Raw genomic sequence first — 16,848 nt, forward strand, 5'->3', positions numbered from 1 at the left:
GGTAATACATTTTTGAAATCTCTTTCTTTTATTCTTAAATATGTATATAAAATTACTATAAAATAATGCCAAACTACACCGGCTAACCATAAAACTGTACAAATCTTTGGTGCAAATGGATACATAAATGCAACTACTAGCCATAAAACCATTGCTAAAGTTGGGTAATAAGTTCCAAGTAATGGGTCTTTCATCTCATTATAAAATTTTCTAGGATTTACAATAAATTTCCCAACCATTAAAACTAGCATGCCTATAGCAAGTGCTACTGCTAATGGTTTTACAAATTCAATTCCTCTTATTTTAAAACTATTACTTAAAGTAATAAATGCTAAGCACGTTCCACTAATCCCAATAGGATAATTTTCTAACTTCTTAATATATTTCATCATATTAATAATCGCCTCTTCTTTCATATCTTCTTTTGTATAAACTCTATTCTTTTGTTTTATTCATTGCTGCAATCAATCTCTTCTATGTTTTTATTATATTCTCCTTTTAGATATAAGTAAAATATAATTACTTTATGTATATGATAACTATTTACCTATTTATAAGACACAACTATACCATTTCTTTATAATCACCTTTGCTATTTTAACAAAACTATATAGTTAGTACAAGTTAACTTTTTAAGTCTAATGAAAATAGTCTTAACCAACTTCTTATTATCTAAGACTATAAAATAATTTCTAATTTATTTTTCCCATAATAAAATTTGTAAGACTAATCCCTTCTCTTACAACGCTTTGTTTTTTAATAACTTTATATCCTCTCTTTTCAAAGAAAGGCTTTGCAGTAATAGATGCATGTGTAGTAATTTTCTTTCCACACTTTTTCTCTAGTTCATCACAAATAGCAGATCCAATACCTTTTCCTATATAATCCTTATGAACATATAATCTATCTAAATATCCTTCTGTATCTATATCTCCAAAACCAACTATAATATCTTCACAAATCATAACAATACTATAATTCCCCCTTAACGATTCATCCCATTTTTCTAAATCATAGTTTCCTGTTGCCCATACTTCTAACTGTTTCTTTGTATAATCTTTTCTATTGACTTCATGAACAGTATTATGAAATAACTCTATTACATCTCTACAATCTGATGATTTATATTCTCTAATAATCATTTTTCTCTCCTTTAAGCTTCTCTTTTTAATCCAATGCTCTTTAGACTTTTTTTCTTCCACAACGATAATGCTTTTCTTGGACAATGATGTATACATCTATAACAATTTATATATTTTTTATAAGTTATTTCAAAGTCTTTATAAATTCTTCAATAGTCTTCTCATCTAAATTACGCATATTATTAATATCTAATCTCTTCTTTTTTGCAATGACTTTTAACATTTGCTTAACTAAAAAATTTTGCTTTTTAATATCTAATTGTCCACCTAAATAAAATACTTTGCATCCGTCTACTAAACTTCCATCCTTTATAGATGCTTTAATAACATCTTTATAGTTGTTCTCACTAGCTAAACCATGAATAAAGAATATTACCTCTTTATTTTTCAACAAACTACTATTTAAATCTAAAAAATTACGAACCTGCTTTTCTATAGTTCCTACATATATTCCACATCCAATAAATATTCTAGTGTATTTATCAATTGAAATGTCAGATTTATTTTTTAAATTTATATACTCATATTCACTATTAGTTTTCTTTTTCATTTTATCTACTGTCATTTGAGTTGTTCCATTTTTACTATAATATAAAACTAGTGTATTCATTTTTCCCTCCCATAACTTCATACTCATATTTTAAAATAAATTAATACAACCTATTTATATATTCATTTTCTCTAAATATTCTTGAGAATCTTTTCTATTTTTGAATATAATTATATTTTTCATATTATATTTATCTAAAAGGTTCACTATAACTAATCTATCTATACTATTATAATTCTTAATAAATGATATAAATTCTTCATCTTTTTCATCATCCATCTCTTCAATCCACGGTATATCAGTACGTGCTTTTCCTTTTCTCTTTTCTATTCCTTCTAAACATACATTCACTGCATAATCTAAGAAAAATACAGTATCACATGCTTGTAGACGAAGTTCCATAGTTGTACCATAGTTTCCATCAATAATCCACTCTTCTTGTACAAGTATATTTTTCAATCTTTCTTCAAAAATATTCTTTTCAACTACAGTTTTATCTGAGTTCCAATAAAGCATATCTAAATGAAATAATGGAATTCCTATTGCTTTGTGTAATTTTTTTGAAAATGTGCTTTTTCCACTTCCTGGACATCCAATTACAATTACTTTTCTCATATATAACTCCTTTTTCTACAATTAACTCGTAAATTTAAAACTCTTCTTCAAACCATTTAGGAATAACTAAATTAAAATTATCATAATCATTTAATATTACTTTAGCACGTTCCATCATTCCATTAACAGCTTCTTCCCCAAATGGAATTGCCCAAGCTACTGAAGATAATATTACATCTGCTATATACAACGAAAGTATCTCAAAAAAATCATTTGGTATATTATTATTAAAGTATCCATTAATCTGACCTTTTGAAAATGGTATACTAAGTTCTCTACTAAACAGTACCATCTTATAAAATTCTTCAATTGGATCCCCATAATCCCATCTATTAAAATCAATTACACCTAACTCTCTATTAGATGTAATTATAAGATTTCCTATATGAAAATCTCCATGCTGATATCTTTGAGAACGCCCTTTTAATAAATGTAGATTTTTATTAATATGATTTATAGCAAACTCATCATTTGGAACCCTAACTCCACATCCCTTATATTTCATTAAATGATTACTAATTTTTTTAACCATTCTTTTTTCCCAATCTTCTTGTTCTTTAGATACTTCTATCGTATGCATTTTTTTAAGTATCTTTCCTGCTTCAATCCCTAATCTATATTGCTCTTTATCAGTCAATTCTTCTATAACCTCATTTACTGATTTTCCCTCTATCCAAGATAAAAGACAATATACAGATTTCCCATCTCCACATACTCCAAAAGAAATAGGCTTAGACATATTTATTCCTAGTTTATATACTCTCTTCATACTATCAAATTCTTTTCTTTTAATATCATAAAATTCAAAATCTGAAATACGAAGTAAGAATTCTTCACCCAAATTATCCTTTATATAATATTTTCTATCTTTAGACCATCCTTTATTTATTTTTTCAATAACAACCCAATTTGAATATAAAGGTATATCCTTAAATATATACTTAGTTCCATTCATCATTCTATCTCCCTTCTACCAAATTAAATATCTCATCCATAGAAACACATTTCGCATATCTATTTGGCCATATATATTCATTATAGTATTTATGACTTTTCTCTCTACTTAAAAACTCATTGTCAACAGTTGAATTAGCATCTATTGGTACTATCATATTAAATCCATGTTCAAATCCACTTTTTACAGTAGCATCAATACATTTATCTGTTTGAAGTCCTACAATGATTATATCTTTTTCATTTTTTTCTCTTAAATATTCTAAAAGACCTGTTTCTTTAAAGGAACTATTTACACTTTTCACAAAAATCTTTTCATTTTCTAAGGCTTGAAAATTCTCATAGATTTCAAAGCCTTCTTTTCCTTTTGTTAAATCACTCTCTTTTCCCTCATCATGAACTACATATATAACTTGAATATTATTTTCTCTAGACCTTTCTATCAAAGCTTCAATATTACTAACAAATCCTTCAAAATTATAAAGCTTCTCATTCACTAATAATTTTTGTGTATCTACAACTAATAAAACCATATTTCCCCCTAAACTTTTTACCATATTTTAACACAAAATATCTGCTTATTCAAAAAGACAGGTTGGCAAAACCAACCTGTCCATTATCTTTCATCCAAAATTCGCCCAAGCGAATTTTTTCCTTCATTCTTAATTATCAATTCTTAACTAATTTGCTTTTTTCTTAACTAATCCCATTATTAAAGCTGCTGCTATAGTTCCTACTACTACTGCTACTAAGTAAAGTAGTGGATTTCCTTCAACTATTGGGAATACGAAGATTCCTCCATGTGGTGCTGGTAATCCTATTTTGAAGAACATTGAAAGTCCTCCTGCTATTGCTGAACCTACAACACATGCTGGTATTACTCTAATTGGGTCAGCTGCTGCAAATGGTATTGCACCTTCTGTTATAAATGATGCTCCTAAAACATAGTTTGTTTTTCCTGCATTTCTTTCCTCTTGAGTAAATTTATTTTTAAAGATTGTTGATGCTAATGCTGTTGCAAGTGGTGGAACCATTCCTCCAGCCATAACTGCTGCCATTGGGAAAAAGTTTCCTGATGCAAGCATTGCTACTGCAAATGTGTAAGCTGTTTTGTTTATTGGACCACCCATATCGATAGCCATCATTCCACCTAAGAATACTCCAAGTAGCATTAAGTTAGTAGTTCCCATTCCCATTAAGAATCCTTCAACGCTAACCATTATCCAAGCTACTGGTCCTACAACTACTGTAAACATTATTGCTCCAGTGAAGAAGATACCTAATAATGGGTAAATAAGCATTGGTTTTAATCCATCAAGCGATTGTGGTATAAAGTTAAATATTTTCTTTAATGCTAAGATAATATATCCACCTAAGAATCCTGCAATAAGTCCTCCTAAAAATCCTGCTCCTTGGTCAGCTGCAATAAGTCCCCCTACCATAGCTGGTGCAAATCCTGGTCTGTCTGCTATACTCATCCCTATAAATCCTGCAAGAACTGGAACCATTAACCCAAAGGCATTTCCTCCACCAATCTCATTTAAAAGAGCTGCAAATTTATTGAATTCTATACTTGAAGGGTTTGCTGAATTTATTCCAAACATAAATGATATTGCAATAAGTATTCCTCCACCTATTACAAATGGTAACATGTTAGATACTCCACTCATAAGGTGCTTATAGAATCCTGTCTTTTCATTTTTATTAGTTTTATTTGAAGAACCATTATCAGTATACACTGGTGCATTTCCTGAAAGTGCTTCATTTATAAGTTCTTCTGGTCTTTTCATAGCTTGTACTACTGGTACTATAACTACTTTTTTACCATTAAATCTAGCCATTTCAACTTGTTTATCAGCTGCTACTATTATTCCATCAGCTTTAGCAATTTCTTCAGCTGTTAATCCATTTTTAACTCCTGTAGAACCATTAGTTTCTACTTTTATGTCATATCCTAAAGTTTCTGCTGTCTTTTTTAAAGAATCTGCAGCCATATATGTATGTGCTATTCCTGTTGGGCAAGCTGTTACTGCTAGTATAAGCTTCTTTGAAGTCTCATCTGCTTTCATTGTAACTACTTCCTCTGATGGCTTTTCTTCTTCTTTTTCACCATCTTCAAATTTATCTATAACTGCAAGCACCGCCTCTGGTGTCTTACTAGCTAAAAGCTCTTTTTTAAAATCTTCATTCATTAATAATACTGCAAGCTTTGAAAGAGTTTCTAAATGCTCATTATTAGCTCCTTCAGGTGCTGCAATCATAAATATAAGATTAACTGGTGCATCATCTAGTGCTTCAAACTCTATTTCTTTTTCTAAAAGACCCATTGCAAGTGATGCTTTTTTAACTGCTTTAGTCTTAGCATGTGGAATTCCTACTCCATCTCCAATTCCTGTTGATGAACTATTTTCTCTCTTCCATATTTCTTCCTCATAAAGTTTTCTATCTTCTAATCTTCCCGCCTTATCTAAGACATCAACCATCTTAGATAAAGCATCTTTTTTATTTTCTACATTTAAATTTAGGGCTATTGTTTCTTTACTTAGTAAATCTGATATTCTCATTATTATTTCCCCCATTAGCTTATATTTTTTCTATCTTTATTTCTTTTAATAACTTTTCTATATCATTCTTAGTGCAAAGATCTAATGAAAAAGCACTTGCGCTTCCCGCCCCTATTCCATACTTAAAGCTTTCTAATATATTTCCTGTTTTGCTGAAAGTTCCTACAAAACCTCCAACAAGAGAATCCCCTGCTCCAACTGAATTTTGTACAACTCCCTTAGGTGCATTTCCTTTAAATACTCCATCTTCACAGATAAGAATTGCTCCTTCTCCCCCTCTTGAAATAATTACATTTCTTGCTCCAAGATTGAAAAGTTGCTTTCCATACTCTATAACATCTTCTATATTTTTTAATTTCACATTAAAGATTTCTTCAATCTCTTTATCATTTGGCTTAATTAAAAATGGCTTCCTCTTTATTCCTTCTAAAAGAGCTTGTCCTGATGTATCTATTACTACACATACATTCTTTTCCTCTAACATATCTTGTATCTGCAAATATAAATCTTTTGGAAGAGATGCTTGTATGCTTCCTGCTAAAATTAAATAGTCCCCACTTTTTAATTCATTTAGCTTATTTAACAATGCTTGTATATCTTCTTCTTTAATCTTAGGACCTGCACCATTTATTTCACTTTCTTCTGAAGATTTTATTTTTACATTTATTCTATTATCCCCATTAACTTTAATAAAATCTGTCTTTATGTCTAATTCTCTTAGACTCTCTTCTATAAATCTTCCTGTAAAGCCACCTATGTATCCTAGTGCTGTGTTTTCTATATTAAGTTCACTTAATATTCTTGAAACATTTATTCCCTTTCCCCCTGGAAATTTTATTTCATTACAACTTCTATTTACTTCACCTATTTTTAAATTCTTAACGTTTACAATGTAGTCAATAGAAGGATTTAGCGTTAACGTATATATCATTATTTACCCATCCTTACTTCTGTTAAATCTTTTATTTTTTCTATATCTGCATTTATATCTGTTATTATAATTCCTTCATTTAATTCAGCAAATTTAACTAATGTACTTTTGTTAAACTTTGAATTATCTGCTAGTATAAATAGCTTTTTTGAAAGTTCTTTAGCTAAACGCTTTATACTAGCCTCCTCAGCATCTGGAGTTGTAAATCCAAACTTTTCATCTACTCCATTTGTTCCTAAAAATGCTTTATCAAAACTAAATTTTTTTAAAAAATCTAAGGCATCTACCCCTATAATTGCCTTAGTTTTCATTTTTACTTTTCCGCCTACCATATAGCATGGAATATTATATTTTATAAGCTCCCCTATATGATCTATTCCCGTAGTTAATACAAAAATATCTTTCCCGTTTAGAAAAGGTATCATCTCAAAGGTTGTTGTTCCTGCATCTAAGAAAATTGCATCCCCATCACAAACTTCACTAGCTGCATATTCTGAAATTTTTCTTTTATCCCCTATATTCTTTGATAACTTTTCACTATAAGACAATTCTTCCGATTTAGTGCTTATTCTTGTGGCTCCCCCATGAACTCTAACTAAAAGACCTTCTTTTTCTAAATAAGCTAAATCTCTTCTTATGGTGGATTCTGATGCATTAGTTTTTTCAATTATTTCAGAAACTTTTATCAATTCACTCTTCTCTAACATTTCTAAAATTGTTAAATGTGTTCTTTTTTTTATCATGAATACCACCCCTTTGTTCATCTTATGTCTTAATTGTAAAGTGTTTATGTCTTGTTGTCAATCATTTTCAGTCAAAAACATTCATTTTTTGATTGTTTTTTAATACTTTGACTATTTCTAATAAAAAGCTCCTAAATATAAAAGCAATATCTAATTTACTTTTATATTTAGGAGTTTATTATTTTTATTTATTCACTTTTTTTATAATAAATTTTGATAAAATTAAAATCCCTACTAATATAATACTTGGAACAAAAAAAGCTGGTGATGTTGGTCTATCAACATTTTTTCCTAAAGATATATAACATATAATTTCCGGAACTACTCCTATCAATGTTGCTATTATAAACTTTTTATATGGAACATTCGTTAATCCACAGGCATAATTTAAAGGTCCTAGTGGTAATATAGGAATAAGCCTTAAAGATAATATAATTATAAATTGATTTTTCTTTAATTTTTTCTCTATATTATTTAATTTATTTCCTACTATACTCTCTATAAATCCTTTTCCTAAAAATCTAGCTAAATAAAATCCTACTGTACTTGTTATAAAATATCCAATTAATGTTATTACAAATCCTTTAAAGTATCCAAAAATAAATCCATCAATTACTGCTATTAAACTATTTGGAATTATTACAAAAATAGGTTTTAATATAAATATTATTATTATTACTATCATTGCATAAATTCTAGTATTTCTTTGCTTTGCAAAATTTACTATTTCTTCTACATTTAAATGCATAAAAAACTGTTTATTCTTTATTAAAAAAACCATAGAAACTCCTAATATTGCTATAAAAGTTAAAAATTTAATTAAATTTATGGACTTAGCTTTTGTCATTTACTCACCATCCTACATTTTCTACATATTAATTCTAAATAAAAAAATCACAAAAAGATTTCTTTTTATGATTTTTTAAATTATTTCTATTATTCCTAATACTACTAATAATAATCCTGATATTAAATCATCATATTTTCCAATTAGTTTACCAATAACATGATCTCCAACTTGCTCACCTATTATTATTGTTAATATACTTGTAATAAATGTGAATAAACATACTATCCATACATTAAGTCCCATAACACTAGCTGCAACTCCCACTGCAAGATTATTTACTCCAAGTGCTCCTCCTAGTATTAAAGAATCTTTTATACTAATATTCTTTTTCACATTTACTTCCTCATGGAAATTTTCAGTTGTTTTCTTTTTCTTTTTTACATCTTTAATGCTCATTATTATAAAGTAAATTCCCATAAATATTATAACTATTGCTCCTAAAAAATTCCCAAAACTTTTTGGGATATATCTTTCTATAAACTTACCAAATATCATAGCTATAAATGTTATAATAAATATTATTACTCCTATAATAATATTTTGCACAAGAGGAATCTCTTCTTTTTTTATTCCATATGATATTCCAATAACTAAATTATCTAAATTAGATGATAAACTAAATAGAAAAGCTGTTAATACTAACATATCACACCTCCCATCTAAGGATACTACAAATTCAATATTATGAAAAATTAAATTTATTTTAAATCTTCCTATATATGCAGTTTTGCCTATAAATTATTTTTCTTTTATTCTAAATAGTATATAATGTTATAAGAAATACTGAAATTATGGAGGATTAGTTATGAATAATAGATTAACTAGAGAAAATATTAAAAGTCTTCAAGAAGAACTTGATTATAGAATGACTGTAAAGAGAGCTGAAATTGCTAAAGAAAAACTTGTTGCTGCAGCTCATGGTGATAGATCAGAAAATGCTGAATATAAGGAAGCTTGTGCAAATTATCGTGAAAATGATAATAGAATCCAATATCTTATGACAATGCTATCTACTGCTATTATTATTGAAGATGCTGAATTAAATAAAGAAACCTTAGGAATTAATAGTAAAGCTAAGATTAAATTTACTGATGATGATTTTGAAGACATAGTTACTCTTGTAACAACTATGGATTTAGATCCTGAAAATATGAAAATTAGTATTGAATCGGACCTTGGTAAAGCTTTAACAGGAAAAAAAGTTGGTGATATTGTTGAAGTTTCTGCCCCTGGAGACAATTATACTGTTGAGATTTTAGAAATACTTTAAAAATATAACTTTTCTCAAGCTATCTACTAATTAGATAGCTTTTTTATTCTATATTCATTAATATATTTTTCTCTATATCTTTTCTATAAACAATATAAAATTACCTATTTCTTGATAATTAATTATTTATTATTTTTATTATCTATAAAATAATAATTTATTATTTAAATTGTATTTTAAATAATAAATTATTTATTTATATACATCAATTTCTATATATATTCAAAATTTTTTCTTCACATTCCTGTCCTTTAAATTTAACTTTTAAAACATTTTTTATATTTTTTATATTTTTATATATATTTGTTACTTATTTATCAATCTAAGGATAATTATCATCAGTTCTTTTTAATTTTAACTAATAATCTATTAATCTATTAGACTTTTTTTTATTTTTTCTACACTTATAATAGTCTTATATTAACATATGTTTACTTTCTGAAGTCTAGATAACGTTATTTCATATTTTTATCTTAAAGGAGAATCTAAAAATGAATAATAAAAAAATAAAAAAAATCGTTATGTCTGCAGGTTTAGCAGTAACTACTCTAGGAGTAGCACCAACACTTATAGCTAATGCAGATAGTGTAAATCATAATAATGCTAAAAAAGATAATACTACAGAAGCTACTAACCATAGTACTGCTCCTACAACCCATGAAAAAGATGCTGCTACTCATGTTCAAGCTAATGAAGGAATGTCTCATGTTAACATTACAGTAATAAATGTTGAGACAGGTGCCCCAATGGCTAATCAAACTGTTTTAGTAAATGGTTCCGAACTTACAACTAATGCAAACGGTGTAATTTCAGAAATTCCTGTAAAATCTGGTATTTATAATCCAATCACTGTTGGAGCTAAAGGATTTACATCTTCAAAACTTAACATTTCAAGATTTGAAAATAATAAAACATATAATGAAACTGTTAATTTAGCTCCAATTGCAGCTAAACAATTAGTTACTTTTGTTGATGCAGCTGGTAATCCAATTAAAGATACTACTATAAATCTTTATTCAGGTGGAGGAAATCAATCAGTTGCTTTAACAACTAATGATAAAGGACAAATTTTAATGGGACCTATGTGGGCTGGAGAACAAAGCTTCACTGCTAAAGCTGAAGGTTATCATTCATCTAAATTTACTTTTACTGCTGTTTCAGGTCAAACTGGAGAAACAACTGTGACATTAAAGGCTATAAATCAGATGGCTACACTTAATATTAAAGTTGTTAATGTTCAAACTGGTCAAGTTATGAAAAATAGCGCTGTAACTGTAAATGGTTCAACTTTTACTACTAACTCTAATGGCGTTATAACAGGAATTCCAGTTAGAGCAAATTGCAATAATCCTATAACTGTTGATGCTAATGGTTTCATAAGTAAAGTTTTAGACGTACAAAATTTCACTGCTAATAAAACTTATAATGAAACAGTAAATTTAGCTCCAAAAACTTGTACTGAAAATGTAACTTTAGTAAACGGCGCTACTGGTCAAGTTATGAAAAACACTAAAGTTCAAATTAAAGTTCAAGGTGGTACTCAAGTTAATACTTTCACTACTAATGCTAAAGGTGAAATTACTATGAGCAACTTATGGCCTGGTAAACAAGCTTTCACTATTTCAACTAACGGATTTAACTCAGCTGATTTCACTTTCACTTCAAAAGCTGGACAAACTGGTGAATCTACTATTACTTTAAATCCTCAAGTAGCTACTCAAATTGTTAAAGTAGTTAATGGTGTTACTGGACAAGTTATGAAAGATACCAAAGTTCAAATTAAAGTTGAAGATGGTACTCAAGTTAACACTTTCACTACTAACGCTAAAGGTGAAATTACTTTAAATAACCTATGGCCTGGTAAACAAGCTTTCACTATTTCAGCTAACGGATTTAATCCAGCTGACTTCACTTTCAATGCTGCAGGTAACAAAACTGGTGAATCTACTGTTACTTTAAATCCTCAAGTTGCAACTCAAATTGTTAAAGTTATTGATAAAACAACTGGAAAAGTTATGAGTAATACTACTGTTCAAATTAAAGTTGAAGGTGGAACTCAAATAAATACATTCAAAACAAACTCTAAAGGTGAATTCACTATGAATAACCTATGGCCTGGTAAACAAGCTTTCACTATTTCAATAAAAGGATTAGATTCAGCTAACTTTACTTTTACAGCTGAAGCTAATAAAACTGGTGAATCTACTGTTTATTTAACACAAGAAAAACAAACAGTTTTCCAAAATGAAACTGTTACAGTTAAAAATAATGATGGTCAATTAATAACTAATGTTTCTGGTTATATAACTACACTTGGTGGAAGTGAAAAATCACCAATTGAAATTAATGCAAATGGACAATTTGTAATGCCAAACTTAAGAGTTGGCCATCAAAAATTCGTACTTTACATTGATGGATATAAAGCACAAGAATTTAATTTTGATGTTGTTGCTGGAAAAAATGGAGAAACTACAGTAGTTCTTACTAAAAATACAAAAAATACTTCAAATACAGGAAATACTTCGAATACAGGAAGTACTTCGAATACAGGAAATACTTCGAATACAGGAAATCCTTCAAATGCAGGAAATCCTTCAAATGCAGGAAATACTTCGAATACAGGAAATACTTCGAATACAGGAAATACTTCAAATGCAGGAAATACTTCGAATACAGGAAATACTTCGAATACAGGAAATACTTCGAATACAGAAAATACTTCGAATACAGGAAATACTTCCAACTCAAAAAATATTATACATGTAAACAAAACTAATTCTACTACAATAGCTACACCAACTACTAAATCACCAGTTACTGAATCTACATCTACTAATCCCAAAACTGGTGATGCAAGCGAAGTTCCTTTAGCTTTAGGACTTATTGCTTCTCTTGGAGCTTTAGTAGCTATAAACACTAAAAAAGTCAAAAAATTATTTACAAAATAATATATTTTAAAGGAAGAGATATACAAAATCTCTTCTTTTTTTCTATTCCATATTTATTTAGAATATTATTTTTCTTATTTTCTTTATTTTATAAAGTACTATACAAATTATTAATGATATTAGAAAACTTGCTATAGCTATAACTAAAGTTCCAATTAGCACATTTTCTATTGCTAAAATATTTCCTAAAATTAATACAATCATAAAATGTAGCCCATATATTCCAAAAGTGTATTTTGCTATTTTTATTAGAATACATTCTCTTATACTCATATTACAAAAAAATGTGTATAAACTTATGCTTCCAATTAATACTGGTGGATTTAAGCTTGTATGAAAATACATAAATATTGGATTTTCTAAGTTTTTAAAATATATTGATAATCCTGCTCCAACTACTAAAGCAGTAATAAATAGAATTAAAAAACATTTACTATTTTCAATCTTTTTATCTTTTATTACTTTTCCTATTAAGAAATATCCTAAAAATTCAACTGGATAATATAACGGAATATTCAAAAACCCTATTTTCATTCTTGCAAATTCACATATAACACCTAAAATAAGAATTATTATACTAAGATTTCTAAATCCTTTATTACTAATTTTATTTTTTATATCTACAATAAATGGTGTTAATATATAAAGTAAAACTAATAAATATAAATACCATAAATGAATTGAAGCTCCTCCCATAAAAATTTCTTTCCAAAGAGTTCCTATATTAAAACTTGGATCTAATCCTATCCTAAATAAACTATATGCAATATTCCAAAATATAATTGCTCCTATTGCCCTTGGAAGTCTTCTCTTATAAAACTCTTTTTTACTCTTATATTTCTTAATTAAAAATCCTCCACTTATCATTACAAATATAGGTACTGCTATTCTTCCTATAATAGATATTGGAATTGTTACATTTAAGTTAGTCCTCCCCATACTTATACCTTTTAATAAATATGGTGCTACTGAATGTACAATTACCACTAAAAAACAACATATTACCTTTAACAAATCCATATTCTGTTCTCTTCTCATTTCTTCCCCTTAAAATATTCATATATACTCATATTATACTTTTTATACCTTTTATATGTTAAAAAAAAAATTGCCATTTAGGCAATTTTTATTCTTCTTCTTCAAGATACAATTCTTCAGCATCATGGTCATAATAAAATAATTCTGCATATCTTCCCCAATCAATTATTATATCCATCATTTCTTCTACTTCATCTGTGCTAAAGTATTTTTTAAATAGTTCTTTAAAGAATTCTTCTTTCATTTTTTTATTACTTTTAGTATTTAACACATTTAAAATAACTTTAAATGTTGAAATTTTTTCTATCTGTTCTTTAAACAAATCTTTGCTTTCATCTTTATCAAGTTCAACAAACTCTTTTCCAAGTGATGTAATAAAAATATCTCCCTCTTTAACCTCTGCAAATCCAAGCATTGATATCCCTTCAATATTAGGAAACAAATCATCAATTTCCATCATTAAATCTCCACCTAATTGGTATATATCCATTTTACCACCATTATCATCTATAAGTTCTAGTAATCCCTCCATAACTCCAACATGTGAATAAGGAATTGCTACTGGTTTCGTAATCTTCTCTTTTTCTGCTTTTGGTGCTTCTGCTGTCACAACTTCTTGATCTTCAAGTTTTCCTTCTATTAAAAGTTTATAAACTTTATCTACTAATTTTTCAAACTCTGGTGATTTTCTATTTCTTGGATGTGGAAGATTAATTTCTATTTCTCCTGCCACATGAGTTGGTTTTTTACTAAGCATAATTATTTTATCAGCCATTAAAACAGCTTCTTCAATACCATGAGTAATCATTATTATACTTTTTATTGGCATTCTCTTTTCTGTCCAAAGATCTACAAGCTCTGTTCTTAAGTTTTCTGCTGTTAAATAATCCAGTGCTGAAAATGGTTCATCTAAGCAAAGTAATTTAGGCTCTACCGCTAATGCTCTAGCAAATCCAACTCTTTGTCTCATTCCTCCAGATAGTTCCTTTGGATAAGCTTCTTCAAATCCATCAAGTCCTATAAGACTTATAAGCTCTTCTGCTTTATCATGTGTATAATCTTTAGGAAATCCTTTCACTTTAAGTCCAAGCTCTACATTTTCACGAACAGTAAGCCATGGAAAAAGTGCAAATGTTTGAAATACTATTGCTGCTGCTGAACTTACTTCATTAACTTTTTTTCCATCTAATATTACTTCACCTTCATCAGCTTTAATAAGTCCTGTCATTATTCTTAAAAGTGTACTCTTTCCTGACCCTGATGGACCTAGAATTGCTACAAATTCTCCTTCATTTATTGTTAGGTTTATATTATCTAATGTTGGTTTATCTGAATTTCCAAAATATTTTACTATACTATCTACTTTTATAAATTCTTTTGCATTTTTCATTTAATCCACCTCCGTCTTAAATTTCCATTTTAAATTTTTCATCTGCTAGCTTATATAGTCTATTCCATACAAGCTTATTAAAGATTACAACTACAATTGCCATTGTAAGTGTTGCCATTAATAGCATAGCAAAATTACCATTTGCTGTTGACTCAGAAATTAATGCTCCAAGCCCTGTTGTTGTTACTGTTTTCCCATTAAATGTTACATATTCAGCAACTATACTTGCATTCCAACAACCACCTGCTGCTGTAATCATTCCTGTAACTAAATAGGGAAATATTGATGGAAGTATTAAATATCTCCATTTTTTAAATCCTGTTATTCCAAATGTTTTTGCTGCAGCCTTTAAGTCTTCTGGAATTGCCATAGCACCTGCAATAACATTAAATAAAATATACCATTGTGTTCCAAGCAGCATAAGAATTACTGCTGCAATATTTAATCCACCAATTTTATTTATTAAGAATAATAAAAGAACTGGGAATACTGCTGTTGCTGGAACTGATGCTGCTATTTGAATTAAAGGTTGTAATATTTTTGCAAGTTTTTTATTCATTCCAATTAAAACTCCAACTGGTACTGTCCAAATTAATGCAATAATTTGCGCAGCAACAACTCTTAAGAAAGTTGCTCCAACTGCTGGGAATAGACTTAATAATTCTGTTGTTGTTAATTGCATAAATAACTTACTTGCTTTAATTCCTAAATAAACTAAAACTATTATTCCAATGACTCTAATAGCCCATTTTAAAGTTATACGTGCAACACTTTTCTTTCCTTCTCTTACACGTTCTTTTTTTCTCTCTTCCAACTTATCGATAACTCTATCTAATTTTTCTCCAAAAAGTTCTACTATTTTGTCTACTATATTATCCATAATAAATCCAACAACTGCTGATCTTCTTAAAAGTGTTAACAGTGCTGAATGTGGTACTTCAGTTTGAGTAAGTTCCATTTTAAATTTATCTGCCCAAACATTTAAAGGTCTCCAGATAAGTTGATCTAATAAAACAATTACTACTATTAAAGATAGAATTCCAATAACTAATGCCTTTATATCTCCCTTATCTGCTGCTTCTTGAAGATATGAACCTATTCCTGGAAGTGCATAAGTTTTCCCATTCAGTGTAAACATTTCACACGTCATAAGGAAGAACCAGCCTCCCGCCCAAGACATCATGCTATTCCATACAAGTCCCATCATTCCAAAAGGAAGTTCAAGCTTTCTAAATTTTTGCCATTTATTTAATCTAAACACATCCGATGCTTGACTTAAATCTTCTGGCAATGTTTTTACTGAACTATAAAAACTAAATGTCATATTCCAAGCTTGACTTGTAAATATAAGAACTATACTCGCTAAGTTTATTCCTATATTGTGACTTGGAAATAATGCCATAAGTCCAAGTGATACTGCTGGTAAAAATGATAGTACTGGTATAGATTGAAGTATATCTATAATTGGTATCATTATCTTTTCAGCTTTCTTACTATGTCCTGCTATATGTCCATAAACTAACGTAAATATCAATGATAAAACATATGCTGCTGCCATTCTACCTACTGATTTTAGCATATATACAGGAATATTACTTATTTTAATAGATATCGTACTCCCTACATCATTTGGGTTTACATGCCCATTTATAGCTGGTGTTAATGCCAATACAAGAACAGCTGCTATAGCTAAAAAGATTAAGATATCTATTATTCCAAATTTTCTATCAACTACTGCTTTTTCCATATTCATAATTTTTTTCTTCTCCTTTTTTTATTTCCGTATATGACTACCTCCGTCTGCGTCCATATTAATCTCCTCCTTTTAGTTTCTCCTAATTATGTACATACTA

The 16,848-nt window shown here is 28.5% G+C and carries 15 protein-coding genes and 1 pseudogene; 2 read left to right on the forward strand and 14 right to left on the reverse strand.

The window, feature by feature from the left end; translation table 11 throughout:
* The 11 genes and pseudogenes from ACRDDY_RS08855 to ACRDDY_RS08905 all read right to left on the reverse strand — a co-directional run.
* Positions 1-392, reverse strand: a pseudogene (locus ACRDDY_RS08855) (TDT family transporter); the annotation flags it as partial.
* 300 nt (positions 393-692) lie between these two features.
* Positions 693-1,142 (reverse strand): GNAT family N-acetyltransferase, encoded by a 450-nt coding sequence (locus ACRDDY_RS08860; protein WP_438564592.1) that lies wholly within the window; start codon positions 1,140-1,142, stop codon positions 693-695.
* Positions 1,143-1,266: 124 nt separating this feature from the next.
* On the reverse strand, positions 1,267-1,752 hold the full coding sequence (locus tag ACRDDY_RS08865) for a flavodoxin domain-containing protein (RefSeq protein ID WP_438564593.1): 486 nt from the start codon (positions 1,750-1,752) through the stop codon (positions 1,267-1,269).
* Positions 1,753-1,806: 54 nt separating this feature from the next.
* Positions 1,807-2,307: an adenylate kinase gene (locus ACRDDY_RS08870; RefSeq protein ID WP_438564594.1), complete on the reverse strand. Its 501-nt coding sequence runs from the start codon at positions 2,305-2,307 to the stop codon at positions 1,807-1,809.
* A gap of 34 nt (positions 2,308-2,341) precedes the next feature.
* A complete protein-coding gene (locus tag ACRDDY_RS08875) occupies positions 2,342-3,265 on the reverse strand; it encodes an aminoglycoside phosphotransferase family protein (protein WP_438564595.1) in 924 nt (307 codons plus the stop codon).
* A gap of 1 nt (position 3,266) precedes the next feature.
* Positions 3,267-3,794 (reverse strand): cysteine hydrolase family protein, encoded by a 528-nt coding sequence (locus ACRDDY_RS08880; protein WP_438564596.1) that lies wholly within the window; start codon positions 3,792-3,794, stop codon positions 3,267-3,269.
* A gap of 147 nt (positions 3,795-3,941) precedes the next feature.
* Complete coding sequence (locus tag ACRDDY_RS08885) at positions 3,942-5,825, reverse strand: PTS fructose transporter subunit IIABC (RefSeq protein WP_438564597.1); 1,884 nt, start codon at positions 5,823-5,825, stop codon at positions 3,942-3,944.
* Between the two features lie 19 nt (positions 5,826-5,844).
* Positions 5,845-6,756 (reverse strand): 1-phosphofructokinase, encoded by a 912-nt coding sequence (gene pfkB / locus ACRDDY_RS08890; RefSeq protein ID WP_438564598.1) that lies wholly within the window; start codon positions 6,754-6,756, stop codon positions 5,845-5,847.
* Positions 6,756-7,499, reverse strand: coding sequence for a DeoR/GlpR family DNA-binding transcription regulator (locus ACRDDY_RS08895; protein ID WP_438564599.1), 744 nt, complete (start codon positions 7,497-7,499; stop codon positions 6,756-6,758). Before ACRDDY_RS08895 ends, pfkB begins: the two co-directional genes overlap by 1 nt.
* 184 nt (positions 7,500-7,683) lie before the next feature.
* Positions 7,684-8,346: a TVP38/TMEM64 family protein gene (locus ACRDDY_RS08900; protein ID WP_438564600.1), complete on the reverse strand. Its 663-nt coding sequence runs from the start codon at positions 8,344-8,346 to the stop codon at positions 7,684-7,686.
* A 75-nt stretch (positions 8,347-8,421) separates the two neighbouring features.
* On the reverse strand, positions 8,422-8,994 hold the full coding sequence (locus tag ACRDDY_RS08905) for a manganese efflux pump MntP (RefSeq protein ID WP_438564601.1): 573 nt from the start codon (positions 8,992-8,994) through the stop codon (positions 8,422-8,424).
* 160 nt (positions 8,995-9,154) lie between these two features.
* On the opposite strand from ACRDDY_RS08905, the gene ACRDDY_RS08910 reads away from it, so the two are divergent.
* Both ACRDDY_RS08910 and ACRDDY_RS08915 read left to right on the forward strand, forming a co-directional pair.
* Entirely contained in the window at positions 9,155-9,619 is a 465-nt protein-coding gene (locus tag ACRDDY_RS08910) for a GreA/GreB family elongation factor (RefSeq protein ID WP_438564602.1), read from the forward strand.
* A gap of 491 nt (positions 9,620-10,110) precedes the next feature.
* Entirely contained in the window at positions 10,111-12,567 is a 2,457-nt protein-coding gene (locus ACRDDY_RS08915; RefSeq protein WP_438564603.1) for an MSCRAMM family protein, read from the forward strand.
* 57 nt (positions 12,568-12,624) lie between these two features.
* Here ACRDDY_RS08915 and ACRDDY_RS08920 read toward each other — a convergent pair whose 3' ends face one another.
* The 3 genes from ACRDDY_RS08920 to ACRDDY_RS08930 all read right to left on the reverse strand — a co-directional run bounded on the left by ACRDDY_RS08920 (position 12,625) and on the right by ACRDDY_RS08930 (position 16,748).
* A complete protein-coding gene (locus ACRDDY_RS08920; protein WP_438564604.1) occupies positions 12,625-13,605 on the reverse strand; it encodes an acyltransferase in 981 nt (326 codons plus the stop codon).
* An 88-nt stretch (positions 13,606-13,693) separates the two neighbouring features.
* Entirely contained in the window at positions 13,694-14,995 is a 1,302-nt protein-coding gene (locus ACRDDY_RS08925; protein WP_438564605.1) for an ABC transporter ATP-binding protein, read from the reverse strand.
* Positions 14,996-15,011: 16 nt separating this feature from the next.
* Positions 15,012-16,748 carry an ABC transporter permease gene (locus tag ACRDDY_RS08930; protein ID WP_438564606.1) on the reverse strand — a complete coding sequence of 579 codons (1,737 nt, stop codon included), beginning with the start codon at positions 16,746-16,748 and terminating at the stop codon, positions 15,012-15,014.
* Between the last annotated feature and the right edge of the window lie 100 nt (positions 16,749-16,848).

Source organism: Clostridium sp. (genome assembly GCF_051656525.1).
GTDB lineage: Bacteria > Bacillota > Clostridia > Clostridiales > Clostridiaceae > Clostridium.

Excerpts from the sequence above, each read along its gene's own strand:
- ACRDDY_RS08900 (WP_438564600.1), bottom strand. The coding sequence starts at position 8,346 with ATGACAAAAGCTAAGTCCATAAATTTAATTAAATTTTTAACTTTTATA.
- ACRDDY_RS08865 (WP_438564593.1), bottom strand. The coding sequence starts at position 1,752 with ATGAATACACTAGTTTTATATTATAGTAAAAATGGAACAACTCAAATG.
- ACRDDY_RS08860 (WP_438564592.1), bottom strand. The coding sequence starts at position 1,142 with ATGATTATTAGAGAATATAAATCATCAGATTGTAGAGATGTAATAGAG.
- pfkB (WP_438564598.1), bottom strand. The coding sequence starts at position 6,756 with ATGATATATACGTTAACGCTAAATCCTTCTATTGACTACATTGTAAAC.
- ACRDDY_RS08875 (WP_438564595.1), bottom strand. The coding sequence starts at position 3,265 with ATGATGAATGGAACTAAGTATATATTTAAGGATATACCTTTATATTCA.
- ACRDDY_RS08885 (WP_438564597.1), bottom strand. The coding sequence starts at position 5,825 with ATGAGAATATCAGATTTACTAAGTAAAGAAACAATAGCCCTAAATTTA.
- ACRDDY_RS08925 (WP_438564605.1), bottom strand. The coding sequence starts at position 14,995 with ATGAAAAATGCAAAAGAATTTATAAAAGTAGATAGTATAGTAAAATAT.
- ACRDDY_RS08870 (WP_438564594.1), bottom strand. The coding sequence starts at position 2,307 with ATGAGAAAAGTAATTGTAATTGGATGTCCAGGAAGTGGAAAAAGCACA.
- ACRDDY_RS08895 (WP_438564599.1), bottom strand. The coding sequence starts at position 7,499 with ATGATAAAAAAAAGAACACATTTAACAATTTTAGAAATGTTAGAGAAG.
- ACRDDY_RS08915 (WP_438564603.1), top strand. The coding sequence starts at position 10,111 with ATGAATAATAAAAAAATAAAAAAAATCGTTATGTCTGCAGGTTTAGCA.
- ACRDDY_RS08910 (WP_438564602.1), top strand. The coding sequence starts at position 9,155 with ATGAATAATAGATTAACTAGAGAAAATATTAAAAGTCTTCAAGAAGAA.
- ACRDDY_RS08920 (WP_438564604.1), bottom strand. The coding sequence starts at position 13,605 with ATGAGAAGAGAACAGAATATGGATTTGTTAAAGGTAATATGTTGTTTT.
- ACRDDY_RS08880 (WP_438564596.1), bottom strand. The coding sequence starts at position 3,794 with ATGGTTTTATTAGTTGTAGATACACAAAAATTATTAGTGAATGAGAAG.
- ACRDDY_RS08905 (WP_438564601.1), bottom strand. The coding sequence starts at position 8,994 with ATGTTAGTATTAACAGCTTTTCTATTTAGTTTATCATCTAATTTAGAT.
- ACRDDY_RS08930 (WP_438564606.1), bottom strand. The coding sequence starts at position 16,748 with ATGAATATGGAAAAAGCAGTAGTTGATAGAAAATTTGGAATAATAGAT.